Origin of the sequence: Enterobacter sp. CM29 (assembly GCF_013179605.1) — a bacterium.
GTDB lineage: Bacteria > Pseudomonadota > Gammaproteobacteria > Enterobacterales > Enterobacteriaceae > Enterobacter > Enterobacter intestinihominis.
The window spans coordinates 1-4,951 of the sequence record NZ_JABMCU010000262.1; the positions used below are offsets into that span (position 1 = coordinate 1).

Sequence of the window (4,951 nt, forward strand, 5' to 3'; positions counted from 1 at the left end):
GCTTTACCCTGGCAGACCATATGGAAGTTTCTGGCGCGACGTTCACTAACGGGCTGCTGAATATTGACCTCACCCGTAACGTGCCGGAAGCTATCGCGCCGCAGCGCATCGCCATTAGCGACAGGCCGGCGTTAAACAGTTAACAAACCCGCCGAAACTGTAGGTCGGGTTAGGCGCAGCCGCCACCCGACAACGCTCACAGACCGCACAAGGCCCTGCCCCAGCAGGGCTTTTTTGTGCGCCATCACCCATACAACCGCCGCCAGCTCTGAGAGAATCCCTGTTATAACTAAGGTTATACACAGGATGTGGAACATGAGTGATATCGCGTTAACCGTCAGCGTGTTGGCCCTTGTCGCGGTAGTGGGGCTATGGCTGGGGAATATCAAAATCCGCGGCGTCGGGTTTGGGATTGGCGGGGTGCTTTTCGGCGGGATTTTTGTCGGCCATTTTGCCGACCAGCTTGGGTGGGTGCTCAGCGCCGATATGCTGCATTTCATCCAGGAGTTCGGCCTGATCCTCTTTGTGTATACCATCGGTATTCAGGTGGGGCCGGGCTTCTTCGCTTCCCTGCGCGTCTCCGGTTTACGCCTTAATCTCTTTGCCTTCGGCATCGTCGTGATGGGTGGGCTGGTCACCGCCATTCTGCACAAACTCTTCGCTATTCCGCTGCCCGTCGTGCTGGGCATCTTCTCCGGCGCCGTAACCAATACGCCCGCGCTCGGGGCGGGCCAGCAAATTCTGCGCGATCTGGGTATCCCTGCTGATGTCGTCGATCAGATGGGGATGAGCTACGCCATGGCCTATCCGTTTGGCATTTGCGGTATTTTGCTCTCCATGTGGCTGGTGCGCGTGCTGTTCCGCATTAACGTCGAGCAGGAGGCGAAAGAGCATGAAAGCACGCTGACCAACGGCCATGCGCTTATTAAAACCATCAACATTCGCGTCGAAAACCCCAACCTGAATAATATGGCGATACAGGATGTCCCCATTCTGAACAGCGCGACCATTATCTGTTCACGCCTGAAACGTGACGACACGCTGATGGTGCCTTCACCTGACACCCTCATTCAACACGGCGATCTCCTGCATCTGGTAGGGCAACCGGCGGATTTAAACAATGCCCGGCTGGTGATTGGTCAGGAGGTGGATACCTCGCTCTCAACCCGTGGAACGGACATGCGCGTGGAGCGCGTGGTAGTGACCAATGAGAAGGTTCTGGGCAAGAAAATACGCGATTTGCAGGTTAAAGAGCGTTATGACGTGGTGATCTCCCGGCTTAACCGCGCCGGTGTCGAGCTGGTGGCCAGCCAGGATGCCAGCCTGCAATTCGGTGATATTCTCAACCTCGTCGGGCGTCCTTCATCCATTGATGCCGTAGCGAACATGGTGGGCAACGCCCAGCAAAAACTCCAGCAGGTGCAGATGCTGCCGGTCTTTATCGGCGTCGGGCTTGGCGTCATGCTTGGCTCCATCCCCCTGTACGTGCCCGGCTTCCCGGTAGCACTGAAGCTGGGGCTGGCAGGCGGGCCGCTCATTATGGCGCTGATCCTCGGGCGTATCGGCTCCATCGGTAAGCTCTACTGGTTTATGCCGCCGAGCGCTAACCTGGCGCTGCGGGAGTTGGGCATCGTGCTGTTTCTGGCGGTGGTGGGACTGAAATCCGGCGGCGATTTTGTCGATACCCTGGTTAACGGCGAAGGGATGAGCTGGGTAGGCTACGGCATATTCATTACCGCCATCCCGCTGATAACGGTCGGATTACTGGCGCGTATGTTCGCTAAAATGAACTATCTCACGCTGTGCGGCATGCTGGCCGGTTCCATGACCGATCCGCCCGCCCTGGCGTTCGCCAATAACCTGCACGCCACCAGCGGCGCGGCGGCGTTGTCCTACGCCACGGTCTATCCGCTGGTGATGTTTTTGCGCATTATCACCCCGCAACTACTGGCGGTGCTGTTCTGGGGGATGGGCTAATAAGTCTTCCGGGTGGATACGCCGCAGATGGTAGTCCACCTGGTAATCGCTGGTGTTCCGGAACATCACGGAATAGTTGAGGAACTCGCCGCTGTCGCTGTAGGAAAGAGAGGTGATGCGCAGCAGCGGCGTCTGTTCCGGCAGATTCATATAACCGGCCAGCTGTTTATCTGCCAGCACTGGCGTCAGGCTCTCGTAGTTGCCGCTAATGGTGATCCCGCACTCCTTCTCGATGTAATCAAACTTAGACCCTTCGAGATGCGCCAGGGAAAGATTGCGGAACAGCTTCACCGGCATAAAGCTGTCCTCCAGCATCAGCGGTTTTCCGTCCACGTAACGCACCCGCCTTGAAAAATAGATCCGCTCATCAACCTGAATCCGCAGCTGGCTGGCGATGGCGGGCGGCGCGGGCATCACTTCAAACTGCAACACCTTGCTCTGCACTTCTTTCCCCTGCTGGCGCAGTACCTCCACCAGCCCGGTCAGGTTAGTCGTTTCATGATGAACGTCTTTGCGCGCCACGAACGTCCCGCTGCCGTGTCGACGTTCAACCAGCCCCCAGCTTACCAGCAGATCCAATGCCTTGCGGATGGTCATCCGGGCTACGCCAAACTCCTTTGCCAGCGCTTTTTCGCCGGGTAACGGGCTGCCAATGTTGTAGTCCGACGAATTGAGCCGTAGCCGCAATCTGTCGGCAATAGATTTGTAGATCACCTGTAGACCTCTGCTCGCCCGTTATGGCGTGGATTACGTCTTAACTTGTCCATATTTGCTATCAAAAGTAGACCTGATTGGTCAAATTAAAACCATGAATGCGATCACGAATCGCAGCGGCACGCCATGTTCCCGCATCAGTAACTTCTTATGCTCACCTCAGGCCAGTAAAAAATCATAAAGGCCTCTACCCCTACAGGTTGTTTCATGAGGATTTAAAAATGCTCAGTCAAATACAACGTTTTGGCGGCGCCATGTTCACCCCGGTTTTACTGTTTCCCTTTGCCGGGATCGTGGTCGGGATCGCCATCATGCTTCGCAACCCGCTGTTTGTCGGCGAAGCTTTAACGGCCCCCGATCATCTGTTCGCGCAGATTGTTCACATCATCGAAGAGGGCGGCTGGGCGGTGTTCCGCAATATGCCGCTGATTTTTGCTGTCGGCTTACCGATTGGCCTGGCAAAGCAGGCGCAGGGCCGCGCCTGTCTGGCGGTGCTGATTAGCTTTCTGACCTGGAACTACTTTATCAACGCGATGGGGATGACCTGGGGTCACTTCTTTGGCGTCGACTTCTCTGCTGAACCCACTGCTGGCAGCGGGCTGGCGATGATTGCCGGAATCAAAACGCTTGATACCAGCATCATCGGGGCGATTATCATTTCCGGGCTCGTCACCGCCATCCACAACCGATTTTTCGAAAAGCCGTTGCCAGTCTTCCTGGGGATTTTCCAGGGTACCTCGTTTGTCGTTATCCTCGCGTTCTTCGTGATGATCCCCTGCGCCTGGCTGACGCTGCTGGGCTGGCCGAAAGTGCAGATGGGCATTGAGTCCCTGCAGGCGTTCCTGCGCTCTGCCGGTGCGCTCGGCGTATGGGTCTATACCTTCCTGGAACGCATTCTGATCCCAACCGGATTGCACCACTTTGTCTACGGTCCGTTTATCTTCGGCCCGGCGGCGGTAGAGGGCGGCATTCAGGTTTACTGGGCGCAGCACCTGCAGGAATTCAGCCAGAGCACTGTGCCGCTGAAAACACTGTTCCCTGAAGGCGGCTTCGCCCTGCACGGCAATTCGAAAGTGTTTGGCTCGGTCGGGATTGCGCTGGCGATCTGGTACACCGCGTCGCCGGAAAACCGCGTCAAGGTTGCGGGGCTGCTGGTTCCGGCCACGCTTACCGCCGTGCTGGTGGGTATTACCGAACCGCTGGAGTTCACCTTCCTGTTTATCTCGCCGTTGCTGTTTGCTATCCACGCCGTGCTGGCCGCAACGATGGCGACGGTGATGTATACCTTCGGGGTGGTGGGGAACATGGGGGGCGGTCTGCTGGACCAGTTCCTGCCGCAAAACTGGATCCCGATGTTCCATAACCACGCCTCGACGGTATTCACCCAGATTGGCATCGGCCTCTGCTTCACCGCTCTCTATTTCGTGGTCTTCAGGACGCTTATCGAACGTCTGAATCTAAAAACGCCGGGCCGGGAAGAGAGCGAAATCAAGCTCTACAGCAAGGCCGACTATAAGGCGGCGCGTGGGCAAACCACCGCCCCGGCAGCAGCCAGCCAGCAGGTCGGACAGGCCGCTGGGTTCTTACAGGCGCTCGGCGGCGCAGCAAATATCGAAAGTATCAATAACTGCGCCACCCGCCTGCGTATCGCCCTGGTGGATATGACGAAAACCCAAAGCGACGACGTCTTCAAAGCCCTGGGCGCACACGGTGTGGTGCGACGCGGCAACGGCATTCAGGTGATTGTCGGTCTGCACGTTCCTCAGGTGCGCGACCAGCTGGAATCGCTGATGAAAACCCCTTTAACAAACGAACAAACCACTCTGACAGAGGCTATATCATGAAAAAATTCTCAGTTGTTATTGCAGGCGGCGGCAGTACATTCACGCCTGGTATCGTCCTGATGCTGTTAGCCAACCGTGACCGTTTCCCGCTGCGTGCGCTGAAGTTCTATGACAATGACGGAGCACGTCAGGAGGTTATCGCGGAGGCGTGCAAAATCATCCTCAGGGAGCAGGCGCCTGAGATTGAATTTAGTTACACCACCGATCCTGAAGCGGCCTTTACCGATGTGGATTTCGTGATGGCGCATATTCGCGTTGGCAAATATCCCATGCGTGAAAAGGATGAAAAAATCCCGCTGCGCCACGGCGTGCTGGGCCAGGAAACGTGCGGGCCGGGCGGCATCTCCTACGGCATGCGCTCCATCGGCGGCGTGCTTGAGCTGGTAGATTATATGGAGCAGTACTCCCCGAAAGCG

At 56.9% G+C, this 4,951-nt stretch carries 3 protein-coding genes and 2 pseudogenes; 4 read left to right on the forward strand and 1 reads right to left on the reverse strand.

The features are described from left to right. Together HP459_RS21335 and HP459_RS21340 are read left to right on the forward strand one after the other, a co-directional pair. Window positions 1-143 (forward strand): annotated as a pseudogene (locus HP459_RS21335) (heat-shock protein); the annotation flags it as partial. Between the two features lie 172 nt (window positions 144-315). Then, the gene (locus HP459_RS21340; protein WP_022646540.1) at window positions 316-1,977 is read left to right on the forward strand and encodes a putative transporter; all 1,662 of its coding nucleotides are present in this window, start codon (window positions 316-318) and stop codon (window positions 1,975-1,977) included. On the opposite strand, the gene HP459_RS21345 is transcribed toward HP459_RS21340, so the two are convergent. Further along, the gene (locus HP459_RS21345; protein WP_022646541.1) at window positions 1,945-2,691 is read right to left on the reverse strand and encodes a GntR family transcriptional regulator; all 747 of its coding nucleotides are present in this window, start codon (window positions 2,689-2,691) and stop codon (window positions 1,945-1,947) included. The genes HP459_RS21340 and HP459_RS21345 overlap by 33 nt on opposite strands. A 221-nt stretch (window positions 2,692-2,912) precedes the next feature. Here HP459_RS21345 and HP459_RS21350 point away from each other — a divergent pair, with 221 nt between their 5' ends. After that, on the forward strand, window positions 2,913-4,535 hold the full coding sequence (locus tag HP459_RS21350) for an alpha-glucoside-specific PTS transporter subunit IIBC (protein WP_171936799.1): 1,623 nt from the start codon (window positions 2,913-2,915) through the stop codon (window positions 4,533-4,535). Then, window positions 4,532-4,951 (forward strand): annotated as a pseudogene (locus HP459_RS21355) (6-phospho-alpha-glucosidase); the annotation flags it as partial. The gene HP459_RS21350 and the pseudogene HP459_RS21355, both read left to right, overlap by 4 nt.

Excerpts from the sequence above, each read along its gene's own strand:
- HP459_RS21340 (WP_022646540.1), top strand. The coding sequence starts at position 316 with ATGAGTGATATCGCGTTAACCGTCAGCGTGTTGGCCCTTGTCGCGGTA.
- HP459_RS21350 (WP_171936799.1), top strand. The coding sequence starts at position 2,913 with ATGCTCAGTCAAATACAACGTTTTGGCGGCGCCATGTTCACCCCGGTT.